The following is a 24,224-nucleotide window of genomic DNA, read 5'->3' as shown; positions in this document are numbered from 1 at the left end:
TGACCAAGTTATCAGTTTTATTATCTAGCTGTATATATAGGCTTTTTCCCGAGCTTTATGTGACCATCTTGGCATCGATTATTGAGTAAATATCTTACTATAGCGAGTGTTCAAGTTTGCCTGGGAGGGCGATTTCAAGTATGCCCCAAGTAGACCATTTCTCTAAGCGATTGACCATTGACTGGCAATTAGCGCTGCAAAACAAAGCAAGTTTTAGCTTTTTCCAGTGTTCCGACCCTGAAAACTTAGCGCGTTGTGCTTCTGATTTTGCAGAGCAGCAAGCAGTGCCGATGTACATGATTACGCTCAACAATCTTAGTGCTTATTCGCCCTATAGTGCTTTGTTTGCCTTATTAACCGCTCGCTTTGAATGCTCGCCATATACTGCCAAAGAATTATCACAAAAAGTCACCGACTTTGTTCCTCTGCAGCAGAATATATGCGACATGTTAGAAGGCAAACCCTATTCCCGTAGTGAAATGGTCATAGTGGATGATTTGTACTTTGAGCAGCAGTCTATTGAAAAAGCGATCCTTAAGTTAACCGAACTGTTGGTACTAGAGCCTTGTTTGGTAGTGCTTAGTGGTTGGCACTTTGCTTCTGCTTCGGCCATTCAGCTGGTCAAAGCTTTGGTCAATCAAAAACCTAACCTTCCGCTAATGGTATTGGTATCAATTGATACTCAATATGCCTTAGCCAATCGCCAAGACGATGAGGCGTGGGAAGGGTTTCTAGATTGGTTAGACGACACCACGCTGATTCACAAAGTACCTGCAAGCCAATCGCCTTTAAAAGCACGTTGGCAATATCGCGATTGTATAAAAAGTGCAGACGCCTTAGTGGCCGAAAATATTGCTTTTATGGCTTGGCCAGAAGCTGAAACGGCGGCGCGTTTAATGCTTGAAAGCAACGATTTAGACGATGCTACAAAAGCTAGCTTGCAGCTTCAATTAGCCGAAGCCTTACTTTATCAAGGCGAGTTGAATTCTGCGGTGACCGAATTAGAGTTGCTGCAAGTGTTTCAAGAAACCTTAGAGCCCGCGTTTAATAAGGTACATTTACTTAATTTGTTAAGTATTACCCTGGTGCAGCAGCAAAGCTTTGAAGAAGCGATGCAATGTTCAGAAGCAGCCTTAGAGTTGGCTGGGCAAGCGGTTGATGGGCACTTGTTAGCGCAATCTTTATTTGTGAACTTTTATGCTCACGATAAGTCATCTACACCTTTACAGTTACTTGAGTTTGAACATCTAGACAAAGTATTGAAACAATACAATATGGATTGTTCACGCTTGTATGCACTGCGTAACTACTACACGTATTTGCGGTTTTATGAAGAACTCGATTCAACTATTGCGCTAGATTTTACTCAGCAAGCACTGATACTGGCTCGCCGTATGGGGCACCGCCAAGGCATTGCCGCCAGCTATCACAGCAAAGGCATTATTTATTCTTACATTAGCCGTTACCACGCTACCTTTCGTTGTTTTGCAGTAAGTTCGCGTATTCGCGAAGAACTGGGTGAAGCCAGCGAACGGGTAAGAATGTATAACGGTACCGGTTACTTCAATACCTTGTTGGAAAAGTACCCAGAAGCACAGCAGCAATACCTAGCCGCCTATTCTATTGCTCGCCATACCGGTGATTATTCGGAATTAGTGGTTACTTTGTACAACTTTGCGTGGCTGTATTTTTGTACCCGAGATTATCAGCAAGCCTGTGACGTATTAGAGCAGTTGGTGAGAATTTGTCGTATACGCCAAATGACTCACTTTCCTTTTCGTAACCTTTACGATGTATTTAGTTTAAAAGGCTTTTGCCATACTAAATTAGGCGAGTTAGCGCGCGCCCAGCAGTGTTTAGAACGCATGCAAGGTTTACCATTTAACCCGTCCAGTACTGGTGCCTTTTTAAGAGCATTATTGCAAGGCTCACTTGATGTTGTAGATGACCGACTCGATGAGGCTCAGCAAATCTTTGAAAAAGCGCCCGCCTTGTTAGGCGAAGTTGTAGATATGGATAGCCGCTTACTGCCGCAATGCAGTACCGAGTTATTGGAAGTCTATAGCCGACAAGGTAACTGGGAAGCGTGCGATAAATTGCTGCTATCTAGCTTAGCTATGTGCGAATCCTTAGTCTTGCCGCGTTTCACCGAAATTTTTAAGGGTATAAAAAAGGTTATTGATAAACGTAATGCCTTTTATGCTAAAGACATTGAGAAGTTTCCGCTAAACGATGTTTCTTTAAACTTGCTCGATTTGGTGCGTAATGCCAAGCAAGATACTCAGTTACGGCAAGTGCAGCAGCGGCTGCGCGAGATGCAGTTGATTAGCCGAATGCAATCATTGCCTGAGCGTTTTGAAAGCACCATGGATTTAGCCGTTGAGAGCTTAAAACTGGTGTGTGGCAACTTTACCGTGCAAGTCGGCATGATTCATCACTTTACTTCTGAAGGTTGGACAGAGTGGACTCATGTAGGAAAAGCGATTCCCGAAGAACAAGTACAACATTACTTAGCCCATATTGAAGATAACCATACTACCTGGATAAACAACAGTTTTAGCTCCAAAGGTGAAGATGGAAAACGGGCGACGTATAACTCATTAGCCTGTTTACCTATTTTTGTTGATGAGCACCTTTATGGCGCTTTAACGCTGTGTAACTTTAACAGTAACCGTTACTTCGATAGACAAGATCAAGACACTTTAAATCTTATCAGTCGCCAGTTAGGCAGCCAATTACAGCAACTAAAACACCGCGAAAATTTGCTGAAAATGTCGACCACAGACTCGCTGACGGGCTTATTTAATCGCCAAGCTTTGTTGGCTCGATTAGACCAAGAATTGGTGATGTTTGAGCAGCAAAATGGCACTTATCATTGTTCATTGGCTTATATCGATTTGGACAACTTTAAGATCGTTAATGATTTACTTGGCCATGATGTCGGCGACAAAGTGCTTAGCGCCTTTGCCGATTTATTAGTACAAACCATGCGTGCTGGAGACATTATTGCGCGCTGGGGCGGCGACGAATTTGTGGTGGTGTTTCCTAGTGCAAATCATGCTCAAGCAAAACTTACCGCAGAGCGTTTACTCACTAATTTACAGAACCGAAATCACTTCAAGAATGAATTGAGTGCTTGGGCTGATAAACCAGAGTTAGTGACCGAATTGCCAGATTTAAGCTGCTCAATTGGTATCACCGATTGCGGTGGAGTAGAGCATGCCGACCTAAATGAAGATTGGCTGCTTAAACAAGCAGATCGCGCTTTATATCGCGCTAAAGCTGAAGGAAAAGGACGCGTTAGCGTGATGAGTTTAAGCCAAGAGTTTGTTTTAGATTAATTTTTTCTAGCTGTGAAGATTAAGCGTTAGCGGGTGGCTAGCGCTTTTTTTATTGCTCTGGTACTTGCCTTAAGCGCTATTGAACTTTTACAGTGGCAATATTATTGAGTGTAATTCCAAAGGATTGATAGTGGCGAAGTTGTTAACTGGGCTAGTTGTAGTGTTCACCGTAGGCCTGATTGTGGCGTGTAGTTCGTCGGATAAGGTGTATCAAAACAACCATATTCCTCCTATAGAGAAAAACCCTTTCAAGTTTTTGTATGTTCGCTATTTTGGCGAGCAAGTGTGGGCTGACCAAGCTGCCCAGGCCAGCGATATTCCGCGTCAAAAGGTAGATATAGCGCTAATCAATAACCCACAGCAAACCAATAAAATTACCTGGCTAGGCCACTCTAGTTTCTTGGTGCAGCTACCCAGTGTTACTTTTCTTACAGACCCCGTGTTTAGTGAACGCGTATCGCCGGTGAGTTTTGCTGGCCCTAAACGATTAGTCCCGCTTACCTTTAATCCGGAAGATTTGCCAAAGATTGATTTTGTGGTGATCTCACACAATCATTATGACCACCTAGATAAAATGGCAGTTAAAGCCTTAGGTAACTCTACCCATTATTTAGTTCCCGAGGGCCTGGGCGCGTGGTTTGAAAAAATGGGGGTAGATAGCGACAATATTAGTGAATTGGCTTGGTGGGATTCAGAACAGCGAGCAAATACAAACATTACAGCTACGCCTAGCCAGCATTGGTCGGCACGTGGTTTGTTTGACCGCAATAAAAGCCATTGGGCCAGTTGGTTAATTGAAGTAGATAACAAACGTTTGTGGTTTGCCGGAGATACTGGTTACAACCCTTACGACTTCAAAGAGATTGGCCAATGGGCGGGTGAGATAGATTTAGCTTTTATCCCTATTGGAGCCTACGCCCCTCGCGATTTTATGAAAGACCAGCACGTGAACGTGCCTGAGGCGATTATGATTCATAATGATGTGCGCTCAAAACTGTCTATTGGCATGCATTGGGGCACTTACCCTTTAACCGCTGAGCCAGTGATGGAGCCTGCAGAGCAGTTAATAGAGCTGAGCGAACAAACCAAACAAGGTGAGTTTGTGAGTATGGCAATTGGTGAAACACTGCGATTAAAATAAGCACTAGTGACGAGAAATGATTCGTCACTAGTGCCAGTTCTTAAATTTGTTAGTTAGTACTACCGAAACCTAAGCCACCATTACAATGCAGCCATTCAGTTTTGGTTCCACCGCCACATTGGCCGTTTGCCCAAGCACCTGTATTGTACGTTTGGTCTTCCGCTTGGCGGACTTGGCCATTAATGCTTAGGTAGTCAATTTGTACATCACCACCATTTTGGTCGTTGGTGTACTCAATTAGCATGTCACCTGACGATGAGGTATTAACGCTATAGTTTTGGTAACTACTGCTGAGTGACCAAGTTTGTACTGGTTGGTTATTGATGCGCAAGGTTATCGATTGACCACCGCTAGTACCGCGCGCTCTAACCACGACTGTATTGTCGCCATTTCCGCCGCCGTTATCACCACCACCGTTGTCACCGCCGCCATTGTCGCCACCGCCGTTGTTGCCTCCCCACCAGTAACCTTTTTGTTTAGCATCGGGAACCCATTTGTCACGGGTATTACCGAGATCAGATTCACCCCAACCACGCCAATCAATTGATGATTGTTGTAACTCTTCTAGGGCTTGGGCGTTTACATCATAACCATAGTAGCGTTTAACGTAGTTATGGCCTTCGCCTAAGTAATCCCACTCAGTACAAATAGTAGGGTAGTTGTTTAGCAGGTCATTTAAGTGGGCAATTTCTTGGTTCATGTTGCCGTTAGGCGCACCATAAAAGTGAAAACCTACTGAGGTATTGCTCCAATCAATCCATGAGTATTGATCAACGATACTTTTCATATTCAGCGCCATTGAATGGAACGAGAACATAATAATATGGCGTTGAGGCGCATCACGTCTTACTTGTTGGTAGACCTGTCGCATTGGCTCCATAAAAGCAGATGACTTGTAATCTGCGTCATTCCAAGCTTGTTCATTGTTCAACTCATAATATACCAAGTCATTATCTTTATAGCGGCTCGCCACTTTACGCCAGAACTCAGCCATCATGCCAAAACCACGAGTGCGTTGAAATTCGCCGACGTGGTGGTAGTTAATGATGATATTGGTACCGGTTTTAGTCGCGTTGGCTACTGCGATATCTAGGTAGGGAATCACTTCATCTACCGACCAATTAGCCCCTGGTTTAGGTGTCCAGTTTGGATCCCAAGCAACAAAGGGGTCAACCCACGCTACTCGAACGGTATTAAAACCTAAGTTTTTTACTTTCCTCCACGATTCAATATTGGTAGTGACAGTGCCGCTGGATTTTGCATAAGGTTTACCGAGGATCATCGGTGTCCCTCGCATTACTTGGCCATTTTTATCGGTTAATGTCGCGGCATTTAATCCGTATGCTAGGTTAGTAATTACAAGTAATAACAACACTCTTTTTAGCTTGTTCATTAGCTGTTCCATTTGGAGTTGCGGGTTAAGCAAGGGTTGTACGGCACAGCCAACCCTTGCAGGTTTGTTGTCAGTTCGCCGCAGGTTTATAGGTATTGCCGGTTAGAGTTAGCGCATACAGCGCTGATAAAGCCATGCCGTAGTAATCGTTGTTGGCATTTTCATAACCGTTAGCACCTATGTTCCACGGTAAACTGCCATTGAGGGTTTCGTTAACCCAATGGTTGGTGTAGTTGTTTGCGTTAGCGGGATACCAATCATAAAGCATGGCTGCAACGGCAAAGCCGCCAGAGAATGACCGTCCGTTGTACCCGGCGCTATTGCCAGTAGCTTGAGCGATATCGGCCTTAATACCTGATATGTCTCCGTTGTTAGAATCGTTGACAAGGTCATTGATTAAACGGCGCGTCCAGTTACGTGATTCGTCTGTGCCATACCAGGCGTAATCCATGGTCACTCTCCAAGGGATACGCGAAGCGTCTGAACCGTAATTGGTACTGCGACCGGATACAGCGCTGCCGTCTAGCTTCATCCAATCAGGCACAAAGGTTTTGTCTCCGTTAGGGCCCGCTTTTTGTTTATCTAGCAATTTGGCATATAAATCACGAGCAGCTGAGTTCCAGCGATCGTTGGTGTTGCTTACTTTGCTGTCTAATGCGGCCACTTCTGCAAAGAAGCGGAAAAAAGCAGGAATAGAGTAAGAGGCATCAATTTCGTCTTTGCAGGGATCAAAATTAGATTTTTGGTAAGGTTTTACAACCCAAGTGCCACCATCGTCAGCACACCAATGCAGCCAGTTGTCGTGTAGTTCGTTAACGATGTGAATGGCCTCAGCCCGGTAATCAATACCGGTACCACTCCATTTGTCTGCGGCAACAAATAAGGCCATCGCGATATCAACATCGCCATCGGTAGCAGGGCCGCCACCGCCGGCACCAAAGCAGGTTTGGTTTTGACCCACAATGCCGTAACAAATTTGATTAGTTACTGGAGAGGCGTTGTCCCATACCAACCAAGGCATTAAGGCAGCGTTGTTATCATCAATAGTTTTTTTGTAAAAACGGTACAGTTTATCGAAGCGAGTCTTGTCGTTGCCATAAGCGGTAATCAGCATACCGTAGCCCATGCCTTCGGAGGCGGTAGCGTAAGCATCCTTACTTACGTTTCCGCTGCCATCACGCAATGCACCGCCAGATCCCCATTTAACACGTGCTTTATCGCTACCAATATTCACGATGTAATTGTCTACAAAACGATTGTAAATGGTGTTCAACTCAGAGGCGCTAATTGCGTTGTTATCGGGTAGCAAAATGCCACCCCAATATCCGGAGTTGGCTAAATTTTGCTTGCTAAGCGCTGCTTCTGCCGAAAAGCCGATAGCACTTAGTAGTAACACTGAGCTAAACAGTGCGCAGCTAAAGAGTGGTCGCGTAGTTATAAAAGGCTTCATTTTATGTCCTTATTTTTTTTATTTTTGTATTTGTTAGCGTTAACATTTGTAGTTTATATTTTGTACATATTGAGTTGGGGCAGGCTAAGGCTTGGGGCTAAAATTATGTGACGTAGATGTGTGATGTAAAACAGGATTATTTTTTAAGTTTTTGATAATTAAATATAAATTGATTTCATGGGCATCGTCTTGTTTTGCGGCTTACGGCAGGTGTTTTGATTAAAAATCAATTTGAGATGTAAAAAATAATGATCAATATTTGATATTTATAGTGCTATGGAAGTAACAAATTGCAATATTGTTTGCTGCCTACCAGAACTAAAATAAGTGCTAATCAAAATGATTGCCTGTCTAAGGCTCCCTTGTTAATATTTTTTCTTTCTAGGAATGTAGGGTGTTGATTAATGGAACTAAAAGACTTAAGTCATGGGCAACGCAGTCGCCTAGCGTTTATCGATTTTAGCTTAGAATATTTTGGTGAAGTAAGCCGAGCCGATTTGATTAGCCGTTTTCAAACTGGGCTTGCGGCTGCAACTAGAGATTTATCAAGCTACAAGCAGTTTGCGCCCAATAATGCTTTCCTTGATCACAAGGCGCGTCGCTATTTAAGACGTGATCAATTTAGTCCCTTGTTTTCCCATAATCCAGAAGCCATTTTAACCGGCTTATCTCATGGTTTTGGCGACGGCTTATCATTTCCACTAGAACCTAGTGATACCTGCTTTGACGCCGTTCGTTTGGTGCATCCTAAAGCAGAGTTTATTGCGGCTATTATGCGCGCCATTCATCATCGTGTTCCCCTACAATGTTTGTATTTGTCTGTTTCATCGGGGGAATCTAGCCGAGAGATCGTTCCGCATAGCTTGGTTAATAATGGTCACCGTTGGCATGTACGTGCTTTTGACCGAGTGAGTGGCAGTTTTCGTGATTTTGTATGCACCCGCTTTACCCAGCTTGCTGTGCTGGATCAGTCTATCGAGACCTTAGAGGCGCGTGAATACGATAAACAGTGGAATCACATTGTTGAGCTTGAGCTGATTGCTCACCCAAGCTTGGTTCACCCACAGGCCATTGAGCTGGACTACGCGATGCATAATGGCTTACTAACCTTAGAAGTAAGGGCTGCGTTAGCAGGTTATTTGCTGCGCCAATGGAATGTAGATTGTTCGACTGCACATAGCTTAAGTGGTGGCGAGTATCAGCTAGCCTTAAAAGACTGTTCAGTGCTTAAAGGTGTGGCGGGCTTGGCTATTGCGCCTGGTTGGACAGCTAGCGAATAAGGGGAACAAAATGCGAGCCAGTCTTAAACAACATATTGTGACAGTGTGCGATAAGAAAATGGCCAGCAAAGGGAGCGATGTAGGGCTGTCATTTTATGCGTTTTTCGCCAATAAAAATGATGATCCTGTTTTGCTAATGGAAGCCGCTAGCTGGTGGATAAGTACCCATCAGCTTAATCATTTTGAAAAAGCCCACAAAATTAAGGCCTTAGTTGAGTCCGAGCAGTAATTGCCAGGAAAAGCGTACTATTGGCTTTAGCGTGGTACTCTTGAATGTAGATTATTTACCCACTAGAATGGCGAACTTTTATTGTTTAATAGAAGGTTGTGTCGCTTAATTGCGCCATTGGTAGTTAAATGTTTGGTTCTAGTTGGTCCGAAAAAGCGCTGTTAAGCTTTTCTAGTTTCTCTTCTTTATTTTTTGCATTACTGGGTATCAGTTTAGGGTTATGGGCTGGTTCTTTAGTGATTGTATTCGATGGTGCTTACTCCTTAGTCAGTTTAGCGCTCACCTTGGTATCACTAGGTTCCTTAGCGCTAAAGAAGCACCCTGTATTTGATGATAAACCCAACAAAGCGCTGATGATTGAGCCTGCGGTTGTAGCTTTTAAAGGTTTAGCCATTAGCGTGATGTGTCTGGTGTCTTTTGCTACTGCTGTGTTGGCCATTATTCATGGCGGGCGTAATGTTGATACAGGATTGGCGTTAATCTTTGGCCTTGTTAATGTCGTGGGGTGTGTCGCAACATATTGGGTTTTAAGTAAAAATGGTTCTCAGTCGGCGCTGTTAGATGCGGAAGCAAAGCAATGGTTAATGGACAGTGTTATTAGCGCGTCGGTGTTAATGGGCTTTGGCATTGCGATTGTGCTGACTAAAACACGGTATGCAGAATTTGCTGTGTATGCTGATCCGGTGATGGTTATACTGGCTTCAGCGTATTTTATTTGGGTGCCGTTAAAAATGACCTTGAGTGCCGTGAAACAATTACAACAAATTAACCAAGTAGAACTCGGCTATTAGGCCATTATTGGCGCTAATCGAGGATTTGCGCCAATAAAAATGGGATGCGACTTACTCTGCGTAGCAGCTATCCCAATCGCCATAATTTGCATCACCAGCAAGAACTTGCAGTTCAACATTGCCTAGTACTTCAACGATAGTGGCGTTTGCTTGTGCAACAACAGCTTCTAGCTCAGCTTGCTCAGTGAAGAAGTTGATTGCTACGTGGTATTGCTCGTTAAAGTAAGCAATAAACAAATCCCAACCTTGCTGCTGTTGAGTCGCGGCAAGTGCAGCGTCTACTTCGTCAAATTTCTCGATATCAGCAATAAATCTAATCTCTGCGCAGGTTTGTGCGAAAGGACCAATCGCTAACTTTTTCAAATGGCGTGGTTTGTGATGGCTTTTAGCTTCTGGTTTCGCTAAATCTGGAACGGCAATAAGAGTCATTATTGTTACCTAGTAAAGATGGAAATAAGTAGCGTAATGGGCAATCAAAGTTGCCAACTACAATTGCACGCGAGCTTAGTCTAGCTCTAGGTATAGCGCAAGCTAAAGCTGAACAATCGGCTTTTCTTTAGCTCTCGAATAATCTGTATAGTAATGCTTACAGCGAATCATGCTGGATCTAAGTGGCTTCTCTCAAGATGGGTTAGTATTACTAGTGTGCTAGCGAAGATGTTGTTGGTTTGAGCCACTGACGCTGCGCGAGGTATTGAAAGCCTATTTAAACATGCAGGCAATAAACACTTCCCTTATTGCCGTCTTGTTAGGCTGAATGTTTCGCACTTTTCGCTTTATTTGAACTTCTATTTTATTTTATATATTCACGTTCTCGCGTGACTCCCACCTAAGGCCTGCGGCCTTAGGTTTTTTTTGAGTGCAACTTATCGCGCTTCTTGATCAAATTGTTTGATTAAGGCTGAGGTATCAGCACGTGAGAACCCACGTTGCTGCAATTTGGCATACTCTTCATCAACTTGTTTTGCCAATGGTAGCGGCACACCTAGCTTGTCAGCTTCATCAAAACAAATGGCCAAGTCTTTACGCATCCAGTCTATCGCAAATCCAAAATCAAACTGGTTGTTTGCCATGCTTTTTGCTCGATTGGTTAGTTGCCAGCTTCCAGCTGCGCCATGTTGCAATACCCCCACAACGGTATCAATGTCTAGGTCAGCCGCCTTCGCAAGCTGTAAAGCCTCAGACAAGCCCTGTAAAATACCACTGATACAAAGTTGATTGACCATTTTGCAGGTTTGTCCGTAGCCTGCAGAACCTACTAAGGTAACGGCTTTGGCATAACTGCCAAGTAAGCTCTCCACTTTATCTAGGGTGGTTTGCTCGCCACCCACCATGACTGTTAATGCGCCGTTTACTGCACCCGCTTCACCGCCAGATACCGGGGCGTCTAGAAATGCTAATTCATGTTGTTGAGCTGCACTATATAACTCACGTGCTAATTCAGCAGATGCGGTGGTGTGGTCGATTAAAATGCTGCCTGGTTTGGCTGCAGACATAATGCCATTTTCGCCAAGGCATACAGCCCGTACATCTTGGTCGTTGCCCACACAAGTAATAATTACATCGGCTTGGGCGGCGGCTTCTGCTGGAGTAAAGGCTTGCGTGCCGGTGTATTGCTCTAACCAGCGTTTTGCTGTGGCATCGGTGCGGTTATACACCACCAACTTGTAGCCTTTGTCGCTTAAATGTCCAGCCATAGGAAAACCCATTGTTCCTAAGCCAATAAATGCAACAGTGGTTAGAGGTGCTTTACTCATCGTGTATTCCCTTTAAATGTTTAAGCAAGTGGTTAGCGGCAATCAGTAAAATGATGTTTACATTGAACTAGTTCAATGTAAACGGTTCACTGAACTTAGCGTAAGTTTTCGACAAATTGACTTGTTTTACTAGTGCAATGGCAAAGCGCACTGCTAGTTCAACATAGTGAGTTGTTGTGGCCATTGAAAGCGATAAAAAATGCAAGCTGTTCTAATCGATTGAGCACTTAGCTACGTAGTGATTTTATAACTTCAAATTATTGTCACTGGCACTGCTCAATAGAGCGGATGCAGCTTATACAATCCACATGAGAAATCTTATGAACATTTTTATTCTGGACCATGATATTAAACGCTGCGCGCAGTTTCACTGCGACCAACATGTGGTAAAAATGATTTTAGAAAGCGTTCAAATGTTGTGTACCGCTTTAAATAAAAAAGGATTTACTACGCCTTACAAATCTACTCACCTTAACCACCCTTGTGTGCTTTGGGTTGAGCAATCTTATGACAATTTTTTGTGGCTTAAGCAATTAACAATAGAACTAAACCGAGAGTACCGTTATCGCTATAACAAAGAGACAGACCATAAATCGATGGCGGTGTTGGAAAAGCTTACCGAGTTTCACTATAGCCAAAAGGGCCTGACCGAATTCGCTCAAGCTATGCCTCTTGAATATAAACAAACGGGGGATGCGGTAGAGGCTTATCGCCAGTTTTATTTAGCTGAGAAAATGTCGTTTGCAAAATGGACTAAGCGACCAATGCCAGCTTGGGTGAATCAAAAACTCGAGTTCTAGGTAGTTGTTTTGCTGTTTATTCAGTAAAACGATGCACAAATTAAAACCTGACTAGTTTGATACACTTGCATAGTATCTCGTAAGGCTCTTCGCTTCAGCCTTCGCCCTCATGCTATTTTTTATGGAATATCGATATCTCTATGCAAGCTTTGTTAGCGAGTTTTAACCCGCAAGCTCGTCCTTTATACTTGGAAATAGCCCGTTGTATTGAGAATGCAATATTAAAGGGACATTTAGCCTACCAAAACAAGTTACCTGCTCATCGTGTTTTAGCCAAAGAGATTGGCTGTAGCGCCGTTACGGTGCGACAGGCTTATCAAGAATTAGAAAGCAAAGCCCTAATAAGTTCGGGAGTGGGGCAAGGCACTTTTGTTTCATTTAACGTAAACCTTAGCGACGGTATAAAAGGGCGAACTCGAAATGAGTTTAACCTTTCCTTGGTTACGCCATTAAATGGACCCTTATTGGCACCTTTACGTACCCAGCTTAAGGCCTTAGCTGGCGATGATTTGGCAGCATATTGTGATTACGAAGATGATGCCGGTAATCCAGAGCAACTAGCTATTTTGCACCAATGGTTACAAAGCCAAGGTATTGTGTCTGAGCAAAGCCAAGTAATAGTTTGTCACGGTGCGCAACATGCATTGTTAGTGGCGGTACTTGCTACTACTCAAGTGGGTGATCGAGTAGCGGTAGAGCGCTTATGTTATCCCGGAATTCTTTCAGTACTTCGACAAACGGGCCGAATCCCGGTACCCATTGACTTAGACGAACAAGGTTTATTGGTTGAATCCTTAGAAAAACAACATCAACAGCAAGCTATTAGGGCCTTAATATTGGTGGCTTCTTGTCAAAATCCAACAGCAAGTGTGATGCCAAACCAGCGGCGGCAACAGTTGGCTGCGTTAGTTAATCGCTATGCTATTCAAGTGATTGATGACGATATTTATGGCTTTTTAGCGGACGACAACATCAAGCCTTTTTATTGTTTTGCGCCACAGCAAACGGTTTATTTAACCAGCTTGTCTAAGTGCGTCTCGCCTAGTTTGCGTTTAGGCTTATTGGTGGTACCCAAAAGTGAGCGTGATGACTACATAAACTTAGTGAGAACAACGGTATGGCTGCCTTCCCCTTTACTCATGCAATTGGCTTGTCAGCTAATAACAAGCGGGGCTGTGGCTCAAATTAGCCAGTGGCAAAAGCGCCAGGCCTTAGTCCGTCAGCAAGCTGCGAAACACATTTTTAGTGAGTTAGAGTTTGTGAATCAAGCGCTTGTTGAGCACTGTGCTTATCATCTTTGGCTTTACTTGCCACAAGGCTGGACCAGTAAAGCCTTTGTAGCGGTGATGCTAAAACACCATATTCACCTTAGCGGTGAGCAACATTTTAGTGTTGAAGGCCAACAAAGACCCGCAGTGCGGATAAGCTTAATGGCCACTCAAGATATTGAACAATTAAAGCACGCACTTGGCTTGATACGTGATGTATTGCTGAGGCGTATTTAGCTCACTCGTGGGCTTTTTGATAGTCTTTTCCCCAAGCACATAATAAATCTAAGGCTGGGTTTAGTTGTTCGGCCAAAAACGTCGGGGTGTACTCCACTCTAGGCGGCACTTCGGCATATACTTTTCGTTCGATCAGTTTATCTTTTTCTAAATTACGCAGTTGCTGGGTTAGCGTTTTTTGAGTGATTTTAGGGATCTCTCTTTTCAACTCACCAAAGCGAAGCGTTTTCCCTCGTAGCTGATACAAGATAATCACTTTCCATTTTCCACCAATCACATCAATGGCAGTAGTCACCGGACATTCATGCATTGTCTCAGAAACTTCATATTTTTTTTCGTGGCTGGAAGCCGCTGAATCCAACATTAGGCACCTCTAGGAAACTAAATATCTAATTTGTGCGTACTTGTAGTTCGTCAAAACAATCTTATAGTTACCAAAAGATACTATGTTTCGTTTGGATACAGAAGTTGTATTTGGTAACCAGGTGAATATTTGTTTGTTACAACAAGGAAAAATATCATGCCCACCACCTACCAGCCCAATCAAAGTATTGAACTGATTAGTTTTAAGCTTTGCCCTTTTGTTCAACGTTCGGTGATTACCTTACTGCACAAAGGGATCGACTTCAAAATACAATATGTTGATTTGGCTAACAAACCTGACTGGTTTCTCGCACTGTCACCTTTAGGCAAGGTACCAGTATTGAAATACGGTGACCAAGTATTGTTTGAGTCAGCAGTAATTAATGAGTTTCTAGATGAAATTACCGAAGGCTCGTTGATGCCAACAGATCCTTTGCAAAAAGCCAAAGATCGAGGGTGGATTGAATATGCTAGCCAAGTGTTAATGGCTCAGTACCAAACGTCGATGGCGAAAAATGAAGACGATTACCATTCAGCCTTAGCGAGCCTAAAAGACAAGCTAAGCCGCTTAGAAAACCTTACCAGTGAAAACGCCTATTTTAATGGGGATGATTTAGCCTTAATCGATACTGCACTAGCTCCTCTATTCACCCGTTTCGCGGCCACGAAAACGCTATACGCTAAAGATTGGTTGGCCGAGTTTCCTCGCTTAAGTGGATTAGGCGAGCGTTTGTTGGCCTTACCTGCGGTGCAGCGTTCAGTGGTCGACGACTTTAATCAATTGTACGCCGAATATTGGCTTAAAGCCGAAAGCCATTTGGCGCTAAGTAATAGATAAACCAGCCAAGCCATTTTGTGATAACTGAAAGGAATTAATTATGTCTCTAGCAAACTTATTTTCTCCGATTAACTTAGGCGATATTAGCTTAAAGCATCGGGTGGTGATGGCACCGCTTACGCGTTCGCGCTCAGCCCAACCTGGTGATATACCTCAGGCACTTAACGTTGAGTACTATCAACAACGTGCCAGTGCCGGGTTAATTATTACTGAAGCTACTCAAGTTTCACCGCAAGGTAAGGGTTATGCTTTTACGCCGGGTATTCACAGCGAGCAACAAATTCAAGGTTGGAAAGCCATTACCGATGCGGTGCACGCTAAGGGCTCAAAAATTGTGCTGCAACTATGGCATGTTGGCCGCATTTCTCACTCAGCTATTCAGTTAGATGGGGAGTTACCCGTTGCACCTTCGGCCATAGCGCCAGATGGCCAAGCATTTACCGAGCAAGGCTTTTTAGATTTTGAAACACCGCGTGCTTTGGAAAGTAATGAAATAGCCTCAATTGTTGAGCAATTTAAGCAAGCGGCAATTAACGCCAAGCAAGCGGGTTTTGATGGCGTAGAAGTGCATGCAGCCAATGGCTATTTGTTAGATCAGTTTCTTAAAGATGGCACTAATCAGCGTAGCGATAACTATGGTGGCTCTATCGAAAATAGAGCGCGTTTGACGCTTGAAGTTACTGCTTCTGTTGCTGAAGTATGGGGGAGTGGGAGAGTTGGAGTTCGCATCTCGCCAACCGGTACTTTCAACTCAATGTCTGATAGCAAGCCTCAAGCTCTTTTTAACTACTTAACTGAGCAGTTAAGCCCAATGAATTTGGCTTACTTACATGTTGTTGAAAACTTTGCTGGCGCGAATAACGAAGGCTTTAGTTTTGCCCAAATACGCAGTCGTTTTGCAGGTGCATATATGGCAAACGGTGGCTATGGCGCAGAGAGTGCAGAACAAGCGATTGCAAATGATAGTACTGACGTGGTGTCTTTTGGCGCGCCATTTATTGCTAACCCCGATTTACCAGAGCGCTTCAAGCAAGGCGCAGAGCTGAATGAATTAGATCAAGATACTTTATATGGTGGTGGCGCTAAGGGGTATACCGATTACCCAAGCCTAGTAACCGTAAGTTCTTAAAGTTTCATTTTTTGCGAAAAAGCTAAAGCAAAAAATGTTTGTGCAAGTCCACATTCCCTGTGGTGTTTGGCCTCGCTTGCGAGGCCTTTTTTTATTTATTGAATAGAGCCGTAAGCTTGTTTAAAGCCAGTGAGTATTACCGGAAATGCAGTTTGTTGCTGGTTACTTTTAAGGATATAGGCAATCGACATCAATTTTCCGTTCTGTAGATCTTCTATCAATTGCCTATCGGCGACTACATTAACTTCGCAAAGCTTGTTGTCACAGGTAGTGATAGGCAAATGAAGGGCTTTTTGCTCATCAATTTTTAACCCCAAGCCCTTTTTAGGCTCAGCGTTTGCGCTAATTCTAATTTTTAAAATGGGTTGTTCTGCATGATTGAAGTAGCTCACTCCGGCTATAACGTTTGCTGCATCGCCTTGTTTCTTCATAATCATTTGAGTGATTACGCAGGGCTTACCCGGTGGGCATTTAACTGTCCACGCTTCAAAATCTTCAGCTAAGGTGGTGCTAGTGATAAGCAATGAAAATAAAGCGATAAATACATTTTTCATAAGTTGTCCGTAACAAAAAAGGGAGCCTTAAGCTCCCTTACTTTTAACCGCTTAGCTTATGCAGGCATTAAGCTTATTGGTGCAGAGTCGCTGCGTTTGCGAGAGCTAAGTAACAATACTACTGCTACTAACATCAACAACCAAGTGCTAGGTTCTGGTACTGCGTTACCTGGGCCAGGAATAAACTCTAGAATTGGTAATTGGCGCATGGCAACGGTGCCTGAACCAGCAAAAGTTAATCCGGTAACAAATGCTAGTTCGTCATTTGGGTCCAGCTCGTTTGACGTGTCAATGCCCGTTACGCGGAAACGGTCAACACCATCAACACCAAAGTCATAAACATCACCAGCAGCTAAATTGGCAACTTGTTCCCAATCTACGCCAGTCCATAGCCAGATAAAGAACATATCGTCGTCGAAACCAGCAGGTAGCGTAACCGTGCGAATGTTTGGACCTGAATCAACAATGTAGTCGTAACCAACCGCTACATCTGGATCAATAAAGACTAATTCATCGGCATCTACGTTGAATTCAAAACCCCAACCGCCATCTACTACTACTGGCATTATTGGGTTATCAGGGGTTGCACCTGGTAACGCGCCTTCGCGAATAGCAAAGCGCCATACGCCATCTTCGCCAGTATTAGAGCTTGAAACGAGATCTAAAATATTCTCGCTAAATGAACCAGGCAGAGCGAAAAAGTTTTCGCCGTCACCAGCATCATAACCTGCTTGAGCGGGGGTGCCGCCTAAGCCGTTTGAGCCGTTAGAGGCATCACCAGTAGTCCATTCTAATTTGTCGTAACGAAATTCAACATCAAAGTTGCCTGCGCCTGTATCTGAACGGTCGATCAGTACAGCTTGGAAGCTGTTAGCTTTGTTTGAGTTTTCATCGTAGTAACCCACGTTATCCCAAGTAACTGCTACTACACCGTCAGAAGGGCTACCTACATATACTTCACCACATTCAGCACAGCCGGTATCTACATCAGCCCAAAATGGCGCAATCATTGGCTGTTCGGCAACGGGGAAGGCGACTGGAGTGAAGCCATCTAATGGGCTTTCGAAAGTAATGTTCCCGTTGTTGTTTACGAAAAACTCATTGTAACTATTGCCAAAGTAGTTAATTTCAAAGGGCAGGTCGAGTTGATTCGATGAACCATCATCATTTCTGCCCATGGCTAGCTCACCGTAACCAGCGTCTCCACCAAATCCGCTCAACATGGTGGCTTGAGCGGTAAAGGACCCAAGGAGGAGGCTCGCTGTTGTGATTAATGCTAAAGATGTCTTTTGCACAAGTATATTCCTTCAATGTTGTTACAAAGATGCTTAGTTAAACCAATGATTTATAATTATTTTTCGACACTCGATAAAGCAAGAATCAAGCCCTATATAACTATCCTTTATTTTTCATGTAGTTAAGATTTAAGGTAAGACTTATTATTTGTCTTATGTAAAATTTGTCGACATAAATATTTATAAATAAAAAACTTTATTTATACCCCGAAGTCACCGCAATAAAGTGGGTTTGCTTGTTTAGGACTTAACTGCTAAATTCGCCAGCCATTTTTCAATCAGCTAAATCACTATGCGCTTACTCAAATCAACCATCCATTCCGATTTAGGCTCCCTTACGGGTAGGGCCTTAGAGCGTATTGCGACACGTGCGATTGTGTTGAAGGGTGACGATATCTTGCTGATGTATACCGAGCGTTATCATGATTACACACTACCTGGTGGTGGCGTGGATCAAGGTGAAGACCTTATTACTGGCTTAAAGCGGGAATTGAGTGAAGAAACTGGTGCACAAAATATTCGCAATATAGAAGCCTTTGGCTGCTATGAAGAATATCGCCCCTGGTATAAAGATGATGCTGACTATATGCATATGCTGTCTTATTGTTATCTGTGTGAAATTGACGATGAGCTGGGCAACAATGCGTTAGAAGACTATGAAATCAACAATGGCATGAAGCCAGTTTGGTTAAACATTCATCACGCTATTCAGCACAATCTAGACACCATGGAAAATAACCCGAAAGCGGGGATGTCGGTTGAGCGAGAAACCTTTTTGTTGCAACAAGTGTTGGCAGAATGCCTAAGCGAAAATCCACTCAAAGCGGCGGTGTAAACACCGCTATTCTACCTTTGGTTTTCGAGCGACTACAAAGCTAGAAATGGCTTTATTAGGTCGCCATTGCTGTTCAATGCTAAAACCTTGCTGATTAAAACTGTTAAGCAACTCTTGCTCGGTAAACACCTTAACCAAAGGCATTAGGCCTAGTGCTTTACCTATCGGGCCTATTACCTTAAAAAACTTCATTCTGTCGCCTAAGCAAGGGGTACTGGTAATCAATACACCACCCGGTTTTAGCCAGGTCATTATTTTGCCAATGGCGGTATCTTTGTCTTCAAGAAGGTGAATCAGGTTAAGTGCTAGCACAACATCTACCGGTTCGTTTACATCCAAACCTTCAATCGTTGCTTGCTTAAAATCTACGTTCCCGATGTTTTGCTGCTGGCGTTTTTGTTCGGCAATGTCTAGCATTCCCGACGATAAATCGGTAGCAAGTAAATGTTTAAGGTGGGGGGCGTGCAACAGCGCTGTTGAGCCGGTTCCACAACCTACTTCTATAGCGGTGGCTTGCTTGGAAAAATACTGGCGACTTTGCTCTAGCTTGTATTGGTAAGCTTGGTTATCTGCAATTACTCGCTTGGCATAGCCCTTAGCATGTTTATCCCAAAATTTAACGTTAGCCGCCATCGAGTGCTTCCCTTTAATATTTGCTTTGTCTTGCTAATGGGTAAATAGTAACCATGCAATAAAGCTATAACAATGTAGTTTTATGTATCTTAGGTATGCATATTCGAATGGATTGGCGTTCAATAAACTTTGATTGGAATCGGGCAAGAGCCTTTTTGGTGACTGCTGAAGAGGGCTCTTTGTCGGCTGCGGCGCGAGCTTTGAATATGACGCAACCAACACTTGGGCGGCAAGTTAGCGCCTTGGAGCAGGAGCTGGGTGTGTCGCTGTTTGAAAGGGTGAGTGGGCGCTTACAACTTACTGGCAGTGGGCTGGAACTGTTGGCACACGTGAAGGCGATGGGCGATGCGGCGAACAGTTTGTCGTTATCTGCATCTGGTCGCGCAGAAGCGATTGAGGGCGATGTGTGTATTTCAGCATCTGAAGCGGTCGCGGCTTACATTTTACCGCCAATTATTGCTAAATTACGAGATCATGCACCTGGGATCCGCGTAGAAATCATTGCCAGTAATGACAGCAGTGATTTATTGCGACGAGAAGCTGATATTGCGATTCGCGCCTATCAACCCAAAGAGCTTGAACTGATTGCGCGTAAGCTCAAAGACATCAATGTACATATGTATGCTGCGCGGGCTTATCTTCAGCAGTGGCCTCAGCCGCGTACGATAACAAGTTTAGCTAAGGCGGATTTTTTGGGTTTTAGTAAAAGTGATGAATTAATCGATGAGTTAAGTAAATCCGGCTTTGCGCTTGAACAAAGCAACTTTCCTGTGTCGGTGAGTAATCACCTTGTGCAATGGGAGCTGGTTAAACAAGGTTTAGGCATAGGCTTTATGCTGGAGAACGTAGGAGACAGCGAGCCCTTAGTTGAGCGCGCTTTTGCAGATTTACCCGCATTTGCTACGCCGTCTTGGTTGGTGGTGCATCGTGAGCTAAACACCAGTAGGCGCTTGCGCATGGTGTATGACTTTTTGGCCAAGCATCTTAATTAAGCTAAGCGATTAAACGTATCGCGGCACTTAAGGATTTTTCAACGCAGTTAGCTTCTTTACCGCTGCGGTCAATAACTAAAAAGTCACTGGTTTGCTGCAGGCTGATAAGAGGGTGATGCCAAACACCGCTATGGTAATTAACTCCTTGATTGCCTTGAGCTAAAAAAGCGCGAATGTATTGTTCTTTTAGTGCTCCAGCACTGGCCACCACAACCACATAAGGCCGATCAGATAGCGGCATGAACAGTTGGCTACCAAAGGGGTGGTGCTCCATCATCGAAATAGTGAGTGGTAGCTCAAATGCTTGACCACGAAAGATAGAGCAAATCATTGCTGAGTGGCTGCCGCTGTGCTGCAATTTAGCTAAATCGTGATAACGCTGGGTAGAACCGCCATTTATCGCAAAGTGCTCGGTGTTTTCTGTTTCTATCACGTCACCAAAAGCCGCAAAAGCGGCTTTGGTGAGCGGTTCGAGTGTTAGCTCCAGCATTAATTATTACCTTTTACTTTGCCCCAAAGTCGTACTCGGCTAATCCCACCATCGGGGAAAATGTTTATTCGAATATGGCTAATAGCGCCTAAGGGCTTTAATTCGCTAAAATGATGATCGTTGTCGGCACTTAAAGCCTGGGGCGCCAGTAACTCTTCCCAAAACATACTCTGGCTGATTAAACTCAAATCGTTAGGGTCGCTGATATTGGCGGCTTGAATAGACAGTTTATCGGGAAAGTTGCCTTTAAAGTGGGTGGTCGCAATGTCGATGTCTTCAACACTACCTGCTTGGCCTAGCGCGATAATACACCAGTCGTTGCCGGGTTCGCGGCGGCGGCGGGTTTCCCAGCCATCTCCCATGTTTACCCCTTTGCCTGGTGCCAATAAGTTGCTTGGCGTGCCGTAGTGGGCATCGTTAAAACCAACCACTCGGCCACCATTTTTAAGGGCGATTAAATCAATGCGTTGGTCACTGTTCGCGGTGGCCGCAGGTTGACCAAATATTCTAAGCCTTGCGATACCGCCATCGGGGAAAATATTCACTCTCACGTGGCTAATGGCTTGCTCGGTGCTTACTTCAAAAAAGTGGTTGTTGTCGGCACTTAAGGCGCTGGCGGGCAATAGTGCTTGCCACTGGGTATCGTTTGCCGGTAAATCACCTTCGCAATGGCAAACCTCAATACTTATTGCGGGCGCATAGTTGCCGGTGAAAAAACTGGTGTCTATTTGTAAGCCTTTAACGCTGCCAGCTACGCCAAGTTTAACGATGCTCCAATCGTGGCCAGAGTCACGGCGACGACGGCTTTCCCAGCCATCCATCCATTTGCCATTATCATCGTATTTATCGGGATAAAATTCGGCCGGTAGATGGTTAAGCATACGGTCAGCAGCCGCAAAAAAATCATCACTTACCGCTACCACTTTACTGCCTAAACGTTGGTCGGCTAGGTTAATAAACTGCTGACTAAAAGCTGGGGCGTTGGCAGGTTGCTCGGCAATCATTACTTGACTCATGTGTATCCTTATTTATCGAGTTTTATGTCGTTACGCGGTGGCGTTTTTATGAGCTAACTGGCTCTTAATTTAAAGTTTTGGTTCAACTGTTTCATTGCTGTTTACTGTTTCTCTCTGCTTTGTGTCAGGGAATAGGGAACAACAGGCTGTTAGTTGTGTGGTTCTAGTTCGTCTAATAATTGATAATTGTTACTGATTTGGTGGCTATGAGTGTGCGCCGAGTGTGCTAAATAATCGTAGACCTTATTGCTTAAATGGGCGAGTAAACTCATGGGTGCAGCGTAGCTATCTAGGGGCGAATGGTTGCTCATTGGGCACACCAGCAAGTGTTTTACTTTAGAGCGATAGCATTGGCCGCTTTGGTCGGTGATCAGCAAGCAATTAAGGTGCTCCAATTGGTCAATCAGCGCTGCAAATATTTTAGGACGGCGGCGAATACCAATTAGAATTACCAAATCTTTATCATCAAACTGCACTAGTTCTTCACCAATACTTTGTCCGGGAATAGGCAGTAAATGTACCTGCTTACGGCACTGCATTAGCTGCTGACGAAAGTGCATGGCCAGCGGATAGCTGTTGCGGTAACCAATAATGGTGACACGCTTGGCTTGGCCGATTTGCTGCACTAGAGCCTCGCAATCCATTTGTTCTAGCTGCTTGAACACCTGGCTAATGGCCGCTAAATCACTATGTTCGCTAGTATCACTGGGCTCACTGGTGAGTAGCGGCTGGCCCCATTCGCGCTCTTGTCTAAGCTCGTCACATACTTGTTGGTGATCTTGGTAACCTAGCTGGCGAAAAAAACGGCTAACACTGGCTTTAGAGACGTGGCAAGCACTGGCAATTTCTGCGGTAGATTGAATCAACACTTTATCGGGATGATGCTGTAAATAGTCGGCCACTAAACGCGCTTTAGCAGAAAGTTGCGAATAGTGTTCAACAATACGTTGGTTAAACGCACAGGCCGATGTAGTCATAAATGATTCATTCCTTTTACGAGATTGGTTTGCTAAAGCTTAGAGTACTGCTGAGATAAAGCTTTGTAATTCTGTGGTTTGCGGCTGAGCAAAAACCTGTTTGCTGTCACCGGTTTCCCACACTTTTCCTTGATGCATAAACACCACTTTATCGCCTATGTCGCGGGCAAAGTTCATTTCGTGGGTCACCAATATTAAGGTCATGCCATCGGCGGCCAGTTGCTCAAGCACCTTAAGCACTTCGCCCACAAGTTCGGGATCTAAAGCCGAGGTAATTTCGTCACACAGCAATACTTTGGGCGACATAGCTAACGAGCGCGCAATGGCCACCCGCTGCTGCTGGCCGCCAGACATACTGGTGGGGTATTGATCAAACTTGTCCGCTAAACCCACTTTTTCGAGTACTTCTTTAGCTAGTTTTAGGCATTCTTGTTTGTTTTTTCCCAATACTAATTTGGGGGCCAGCATAATGTTTTCGCCGGCTGTCATATGGGGGAATAAATTAAAGTTTTGAAACACCATGCCTACGCTGCGGCTCAGTTGCCTAAGCTGTTTTTCATCTTCGCTTACGGCTTGTTTATCTACAATTATCGCGCCGCTTTGAAAAGGCTCTAAGCCGTTCACGCAGCGTAATAAAGTGCTTTTACCCGAACCACTGCGGCCGATGATAGAGATAACTTCGCCAGCTTTTATTTTTAGATCAATACCTTTTAATACGTGGTGTTGGCCATAATATTTATGAATGTTTTCGATACTAACCAGTGACATTGAGTTTCTTCTCCAAATGCTTGCTGTACAGCGACAGCGGGAAACACAATAAAAAGTACAGTACAGCCACTAAGGCAAATACTTTAAAGGGTTGGAAGGTGGCATTGTTTAACATGGTGCCAGCCTTGGTTAACTCTACAAAGCCGATGATTGACGTAAGTGCGGTGCCTTTTACTACTTGCACTGAAAACCCTACGGTGGGGGCAATCGCTACTTTTAGTGCCTGCGGCAAAATGATGTAGCGCATAGTTTGAAAAAAGCTAAGGCCTAAGGTTCTAGCAGCTTCCCACTGTCCTTTGGGTAAGGACTCTATACAACCGCGCCATATTTCACATAAGAAGGCACTGGTGAATAGGGTTAAGCCAATAATGGCAGCGGTCCAAGCGCTAACATCTAAACCTATTAGCGATAAACCAAAAAAGATAATAAACAGCTGCATTAATAAAGGTGTGCCCTGAAACAGCTCCACGTAGCCTTTTACCAGTGCGGCCAAAACAGGGCTGTTGCTAATGCGCATAAAGGTAAGCATTAGCGCGACTAAGCCACCGCTAGCAAAGGCGACAAGGGACAGCAATATGGTCCAGCGAGCGGCGAGTAGCAGGTTGCGTAAAATGTCCCAATCAGTAAATTGCATCATAAACATTGGC

24 protein-coding genes are annotated in these 24,224 nt (G+C 44.2%); 11 read left to right on the top strand and 13 right to left on the bottom strand.

Going from position 1 to position 24,224, the window contains the following annotated elements; genetic code table 11:
• The first annotated feature begins 140 nt into the window (after window positions 1-140).
• Both Q4549_RS17290 and Q4549_RS17285 read left to right on the top strand, forming a co-directional pair.
• Window positions 141-3,341, top strand: coding sequence for a diguanylate cyclase (locus Q4549_RS17290; protein ID WP_303553669.1), 3,201 nt, complete (start codon window positions 141-143; stop codon window positions 3,339-3,341).
• 130 nt (window positions 3,342-3,471) lie between these two features.
• Complete coding sequence (locus Q4549_RS17285; protein WP_303553671.1) at window positions 3,472-4,482, top strand: MBL fold metallo-hydrolase; 1,011 nt, start codon at window positions 3,472-3,474, stop codon at window positions 4,480-4,482.
• 49 nt (window positions 4,483-4,531) lie between these two features.
• Here Q4549_RS17285 and Q4549_RS17280 read toward each other — a convergent pair whose 3' ends face one another.
• Both Q4549_RS17280 and Q4549_RS17275 read right to left on the bottom strand, forming a co-directional pair.
• Complete coding sequence (locus tag Q4549_RS17280; RefSeq protein WP_303516117.1) at window positions 4,532-5,875, bottom strand: cellulase family glycosylhydrolase; 1,344 nt, start codon at window positions 5,873-5,875, stop codon at window positions 4,532-4,534.
• 70 nt (window positions 5,876-5,945) lie between these two features.
• Window positions 5,946-7,325, bottom strand: coding sequence for a glycosyl hydrolase family 8 (locus Q4549_RS17275; RefSeq protein ID WP_303553673.1), 1,380 nt, complete (start codon window positions 7,323-7,325; stop codon window positions 5,946-5,948).
• Between the two features lie 404 nt (window positions 7,326-7,729).
• Between Q4549_RS17275 and Q4549_RS17270 the strand changes: the two genes are divergently transcribed.
• The 3 genes from Q4549_RS17270 to Q4549_RS17260 all read left to right on the top strand — a co-directional run bounded on the left by Q4549_RS17270 (window position 7,730) and on the right by Q4549_RS17260 (window position 9,625).
• Entirely contained in the window at window positions 7,730-8,605 is an 876-nt protein-coding gene (locus Q4549_RS17270) for a WYL domain-containing protein (RefSeq protein ID WP_303516122.1), read from the top strand.
• A 10-nt stretch (window positions 8,606-8,615) separates the two neighbouring features.
• Window positions 8,616-8,834 carry a DUF6500 family protein gene (locus tag Q4549_RS17265; RefSeq protein WP_303553675.1) on the top strand — a complete coding sequence of 73 codons (219 nt, stop codon included), beginning with the start codon at window positions 8,616-8,618 and terminating at the stop codon, window positions 8,832-8,834.
• A gap of 128 nt (window positions 8,835-8,962) precedes the next feature.
• Window positions 8,963-9,625: a cation transporter gene (locus Q4549_RS17260; RefSeq protein WP_303553676.1), complete on the top strand. Its 663-nt coding sequence runs from the start codon at window positions 8,963-8,965 to the stop codon at window positions 9,623-9,625.
• A 51-nt stretch (window positions 9,626-9,676) separates the two neighbouring features.
• Here Q4549_RS17260 and Q4549_RS17255 read toward each other — a convergent pair whose 3' ends face one another.
• The gene (locus Q4549_RS17255; RefSeq protein WP_303553677.1) at window positions 9,677-10,054 is read right to left on the bottom strand and encodes a hypothetical protein; all 378 of its coding nucleotides are present in this window, start codon (window positions 10,052-10,054) and stop codon (window positions 9,677-9,679) included.
• Between the two features lie 437 nt (window positions 10,055-10,491).
• Window positions 10,492-11,382, bottom strand: coding sequence for an NAD(P)-dependent oxidoreductase (locus Q4549_RS17250; RefSeq protein WP_303553678.1), 891 nt, complete (start codon window positions 11,380-11,382; stop codon window positions 10,492-10,494).
• Between the two features lie 320 nt (window positions 11,383-11,702).
• Here Q4549_RS17250 and Q4549_RS17245 point away from each other — a divergent pair, with 320 nt between their 5' ends.
• Entirely contained in the window at window positions 11,703-12,182 is a 480-nt protein-coding gene (locus tag Q4549_RS17245) for a pyrimidine dimer DNA glycosylase/endonuclease V (protein ID WP_303553679.1), read from the top strand.
• A gap of 140 nt (window positions 12,183-12,322) precedes the next feature.
• Window positions 12,323-13,687, top strand: coding sequence for a PLP-dependent aminotransferase family protein (locus Q4549_RS17240; protein WP_303553680.1), 1,365 nt, complete (start codon window positions 12,323-12,325; stop codon window positions 13,685-13,687).
• A gap of 1 nt (window position 13,688) precedes the next feature.
• Here the strand turns inward: Q4549_RS17240 and Q4549_RS17235 are convergent, their stop codons facing one another.
• Window positions 13,689-14,051: a helix-turn-helix domain-containing protein gene (locus Q4549_RS17235; protein WP_137672679.1), complete on the bottom strand. Its 363-nt coding sequence runs from the start codon at window positions 14,049-14,051 to the stop codon at window positions 13,689-13,691.
• A 156-nt stretch (window positions 14,052-14,207) separates the two neighbouring features.
• Between Q4549_RS17235 and Q4549_RS17230 the strand changes: the two genes are divergently transcribed.
• Complete coding sequence (locus Q4549_RS17230) at window positions 14,208-14,888, top strand: glutathione S-transferase family protein (RefSeq protein WP_303553681.1); 681 nt, start codon at window positions 14,208-14,210, stop codon at window positions 14,886-14,888.
• 40 nt (window positions 14,889-14,928) lie between these two features.
• Window positions 14,929-16,017 (top strand): alkene reductase, encoded by a 1,089-nt coding sequence (locus tag Q4549_RS17225; RefSeq protein ID WP_303553682.1) that lies wholly within the window; start codon window positions 14,929-14,931, stop codon window positions 16,015-16,017.
• Between the two features lie 95 nt (window positions 16,018-16,112).
• Here the strand turns inward: Q4549_RS17225 and Q4549_RS17220 are convergent, their stop codons facing one another.
• Both Q4549_RS17220 and Q4549_RS17215 read right to left on the bottom strand, forming a co-directional pair.
• On the bottom strand, window positions 16,113-16,571 hold the full coding sequence (locus Q4549_RS17220) for an invasion associated locus B family protein (RefSeq protein WP_137672682.1): 459 nt from the start codon (window positions 16,569-16,571) through the stop codon (window positions 16,113-16,115).
• 56 nt (window positions 16,572-16,627) lie between these two features.
• Window positions 16,628-17,866, bottom strand: a complete 1,239-nt coding sequence (locus tag Q4549_RS17215; protein ID WP_303553683.1) for a nidogen-like domain-containing protein — start codon at window positions 17,864-17,866, stop codon at window positions 16,628-16,630.
• Window positions 17,867-18,158: 292 nt separating this feature from the next.
• On the opposite strand from Q4549_RS17215, the gene Q4549_RS17210 reads away from it, so the two are divergent.
• Window positions 18,159-18,701, top strand: a complete 543-nt coding sequence (locus Q4549_RS17210) for an NUDIX hydrolase (RefSeq protein ID WP_303553684.1) — start codon at window positions 18,159-18,161, stop codon at window positions 18,699-18,701.
• 6 nt (window positions 18,702-18,707) lie between these two features.
• On the opposite strand, the gene Q4549_RS17205 is transcribed toward Q4549_RS17210, so the two are convergent.
• Complete coding sequence (locus tag Q4549_RS17205) at window positions 18,708-19,334, bottom strand: bifunctional 2-polyprenyl-6-hydroxyphenol methylase/3-demethylubiquinol 3-O-methyltransferase UbiG (protein ID WP_303553685.1); 627 nt, start codon at window positions 19,332-19,334, stop codon at window positions 18,708-18,710.
• Window positions 19,335-19,441: 107 nt separating this feature from the next.
• Here Q4549_RS17205 and Q4549_RS17200 point away from each other — a divergent pair, with 107 nt between their 5' ends.
• Complete coding sequence (locus Q4549_RS17200) at window positions 19,442-20,326, top strand: LysR family transcriptional regulator (RefSeq protein ID WP_303553686.1); 885 nt, start codon at window positions 19,442-19,444, stop codon at window positions 20,324-20,326.
• 1 nt (window position 20,327) lies between these two features.
• Here the strand turns inward: Q4549_RS17200 and Q4549_RS17195 are convergent, their stop codons facing one another.
• The 5 genes from Q4549_RS17195 to Q4549_RS17175 form a co-directional block, all read right to left on the bottom strand.
• The gene (locus Q4549_RS17195) at window positions 20,328-20,816 is read right to left on the bottom strand and encodes an ureidoglycolate lyase (protein WP_303553687.1); all 489 of its coding nucleotides are present in this window, start codon (window positions 20,814-20,816) and stop codon (window positions 20,328-20,330) included.
• Entirely contained in the window at window positions 20,816-21,832 is a 1,017-nt protein-coding gene (gene alc / locus Q4549_RS17190) for an allantoicase (RefSeq protein ID WP_303553688.1), read from the bottom strand. The genes Q4549_RS17195 and alc overlap by 1 nt, the downstream gene beginning before the upstream one ends.
• A gap of 149 nt (window positions 21,833-21,981) precedes the next feature.
• Window positions 21,982-22,809 carry a MurR/RpiR family transcriptional regulator gene (locus Q4549_RS17185; protein ID WP_303553689.1) on the bottom strand — a complete coding sequence of 276 codons (828 nt, stop codon included), beginning with the start codon at window positions 22,807-22,809 and terminating at the stop codon, window positions 21,982-21,984.
• Between the two features lie 39 nt (window positions 22,810-22,848).
• Window positions 22,849-23,577, bottom strand: a complete 729-nt coding sequence (locus Q4549_RS17180; protein ID WP_303553690.1) for an amino acid ABC transporter ATP-binding protein — start codon at window positions 23,575-23,577, stop codon at window positions 22,849-22,851.
• Window positions 23,564-24,214, bottom strand: a complete 651-nt coding sequence (locus tag Q4549_RS17175) for an amino acid ABC transporter permease (RefSeq protein WP_303553691.1) — start codon at window positions 24,212-24,214, stop codon at window positions 23,564-23,566. Before Q4549_RS17175 ends, Q4549_RS17180 begins: the two co-directional genes overlap by 14 nt.
• Between the last annotated feature and the right edge of the window lie 10 nt (window positions 24,215-24,224).

Origin of the sequence: Agarivorans sp. 2_MG-2023, from assembly GCF_030548085.1 — a bacterium.
Classification (GTDB): Bacteria; Pseudomonadota; Gammaproteobacteria; order Enterobacterales; family Celerinatantimonadaceae; genus Agarivorans.
This window is presented reverse-complemented; position numbering and strand designations above follow the sequence as displayed.

Excerpts from the sequence above, each read along its gene's own strand:
- Q4549_RS17290 (WP_303553669.1), top strand. The coding sequence starts at position 141 with ATGCCCCAAGTAGACCATTTCTCTAAGCGATTGACCATTGACTGGCAA.
- Q4549_RS17280 (WP_303516117.1), bottom strand. The coding sequence starts at position 5,875 with ATGAACAAGCTAAAAAGAGTGTTGTTATTACTTGTAATTACTAACCTA.
- Q4549_RS17275 (WP_303553673.1), bottom strand. The coding sequence starts at position 7,325 with ATGAAGCCTTTTATAACTACGCGACCACTCTTTAGCTGCGCACTGTTT.
- Q4549_RS17270 (WP_303516122.1), top strand. The coding sequence starts at position 7,730 with ATGGAACTAAAAGACTTAAGTCATGGGCAACGCAGTCGCCTAGCGTTT.
- Q4549_RS17265 (WP_303553675.1), top strand. The coding sequence starts at position 8,616 with ATGCGAGCCAGTCTTAAACAACATATTGTGACAGTGTGCGATAAGAAA.
- Q4549_RS17260 (WP_303553676.1), top strand. The coding sequence starts at position 8,963 with ATGTTTGGTTCTAGTTGGTCCGAAAAAGCGCTGTTAAGCTTTTCTAGT.
- Q4549_RS17255 (WP_303553677.1), bottom strand. The coding sequence starts at position 10,054 with ATGACTCTTATTGCCGTTCCAGATTTAGCGAAACCAGAAGCTAAAAGC.
- Q4549_RS17250 (WP_303553678.1), bottom strand. The coding sequence starts at position 11,382 with ATGAGTAAAGCACCTCTAACCACTGTTGCATTTATTGGCTTAGGAACA.
- Q4549_RS17245 (WP_303553679.1), top strand. The coding sequence starts at position 11,703 with ATGAACATTTTTATTCTGGACCATGATATTAAACGCTGCGCGCAGTTT.
- Q4549_RS17240 (WP_303553680.1), top strand. The coding sequence starts at position 12,323 with ATGCAAGCTTTGTTAGCGAGTTTTAACCCGCAAGCTCGTCCTTTATAC.
- Q4549_RS17235 (WP_137672679.1), bottom strand. The coding sequence starts at position 14,051 with ATGTTGGATTCAGCGGCTTCCAGCCACGAAAAAAAATATGAAGTTTCT.
- Q4549_RS17230 (WP_303553681.1), top strand. The coding sequence starts at position 14,208 with ATGCCCACCACCTACCAGCCCAATCAAAGTATTGAACTGATTAGTTTT.
- Q4549_RS17225 (WP_303553682.1), top strand. The coding sequence starts at position 14,929 with ATGTCTCTAGCAAACTTATTTTCTCCGATTAACTTAGGCGATATTAGC.
- Q4549_RS17220 (WP_137672682.1), bottom strand. The coding sequence starts at position 16,571 with ATGAAAAATGTATTTATCGCTTTATTTTCATTGCTTATCACTAGCACC.
- Q4549_RS17210 (WP_303553684.1), top strand. The coding sequence starts at position 18,159 with ATGCGCTTACTCAAATCAACCATCCATTCCGATTTAGGCTCCCTTACG.
- Q4549_RS17205 (WP_303553685.1), bottom strand. The coding sequence starts at position 19,334 with ATGGCGGCTAACGTTAAATTTTGGGATAAACATGCTAAGGGCTATGCC.
- Q4549_RS17200 (WP_303553686.1), top strand. The coding sequence starts at position 19,442 with ATGGATTGGCGTTCAATAAACTTTGATTGGAATCGGGCAAGAGCCTTT.
- Q4549_RS17195 (WP_303553687.1), bottom strand. The coding sequence starts at position 20,816 with ATGCTGGAGCTAACACTCGAACCGCTCACCAAAGCCGCTTTTGCGGCT.
- alc (WP_303553688.1), bottom strand. The coding sequence starts at position 21,832 with ATGAGTCAAGTAATGATTGCCGAGCAACCTGCCAACGCCCCAGCTTTT.
- Q4549_RS17185 (WP_303553689.1), bottom strand. The coding sequence starts at position 22,809 with ATGACTACATCGGCCTGTGCGTTTAACCAACGTATTGTTGAACACTAT.
- Q4549_RS17180 (WP_303553690.1), bottom strand. The coding sequence starts at position 23,577 with ATGTCACTGGTTAGTATCGAAAACATTCATAAATATTATGGCCAACAC.
- Q4549_RS17175 (WP_303553691.1), bottom strand. The coding sequence starts at position 24,214 with ATGATGCAATTTACTGATTGGGACATTTTACGCAACCTGCTACTCGCC.